1 protein-coding gene is annotated in these 1,383 nt (G+C 60.2%); it reads left to right on the top strand.

Annotation, left to right across the window (positions count from 1 at the left end):
- Nucleotides 1–1,383 (top strand): AMP-binding protein (locus NOV72_RS31700; RefSeq protein WP_146150071.1); only part of this gene is annotated, 1,383 nt, incomplete at both ends.

Below are 1,383 nucleotides of genomic sequence, written 5' to 3'. Positions count from 1 at the left end.
CCCTTCATGGTGTTGCTCGCGGCCTTCCACGCGCTGCTGTATCGCTACACGGGGCAACAGACGATACGGACGGGCGTACCGGTGGCGAACCGTCATCGTGTGGAGACGGAAGGGCTGATCGGGTTCTTCGTGAACACGCAGGTACTGCAAAGCCGTATCGATAATTCCACGCGCACGGATGCGTTACTCACGCAAATGCGCGACGCGACGCTGGGCGCGCAAGCGCATCAGGATTTGCCTTTCGATGCGCTCATCGATGCGCTGCGTCCCGAACGCAGCCTCGCGCACACGCCGCTGTTTCAGGTGATGTTCAATCATCAGCGACGCGACTGGCGCGTGTTGCAGCGTCTGCCGTCGTTGGAGATCGAACCGTATGCGCTGCCGGCGGAAATCGCGCAGTTCGAATTGCTGCTCGATACGCGCGAAGAGAGCGACGGGTCGCTGTCGCTGGAATTGAGCTATGCAAACGAGTTGTTCGAAGTGGAGACGATCGAGCGCATGGCCGGGCATTATCAGGCGATGCTTCGCGCGATGGTCGAAGGCCAGGCGCTTGTCAGCGCAGTGCCGTTGTTGAGTCCGTTCGAACGCAGTGAGATTGAAGGATGGAGTCGCAACTCAGAGCGTCATGAGCCAGCCGAGCCGGTGTTTCGCGGCTTCGAACGTCATGCGGCGGCGTATCCGGATCACATTGCGCTGGTGTTCGGCGATACCCGCGTGACATACGGTGCGTTGAACGCGCGTGCAAACGGACTCGCGCATTGGCTGATTGCGGAAGGCATCGGTATCGAATCGAAGGTCGGCATCGCGGCTGAACGATCGATCGAACTCGTGATCGCGCTGTTCGCGATCATGAAGGCGGGCGCGGCTTATGTGCCGTTCGATCCTTCGTATCCGGCAGACCGGCTCGCAGCGATGCAGCAGGATGGTGGGATTGCACTCGCGCTATGTCAGTCGGGCGTTGTCTTGCCAGAAGTCGAAGGCGTGAGACAAATCACGCTCGATGCAACGCGAGAAGACGAACGCAACCCCGACGTCGAACTTCACGGAGCAAACCTTGCCTACGTGATCTTCACGTCAGGCTCGACAGGCCGTCCGAAGGGCGTCGGCAACCGTCACGATGCGCTGTTCAATCGACTGACGTGGATGCAGCGGGCGTATCCATTGCAGCGTGGCGAAACGGTTCTTCAGAAGACGCCCTTCAGCTTCGACGTTTCGGTGTGGGAGTTCTTCTGGCCGCTGATGGTCGGCGCGCGTCTGGCGATCGCCGCACCGGGTGCGCATCGCGATCCGCTGCAACTGGCCGATACGATCGTGCGTCATGAAGTGAGCACGCTGCATTTCGTGCCCTCGATGCTTCAGGCGTTCATCGAAAGCGAACATGTA

This window comes from Caballeronia novacaledonica (genome assembly GCF_900258035.1).
GTDB classification, from domain to species: domain Bacteria; phylum Pseudomonadota; class Gammaproteobacteria; order Burkholderiales; family Burkholderiaceae; genus Caballeronia; species Caballeronia novacaledonica.
Note: the sequence above shows the minus strand (reverse complement) of the source record. Positions and strands in the feature narration are given on the sequence as shown.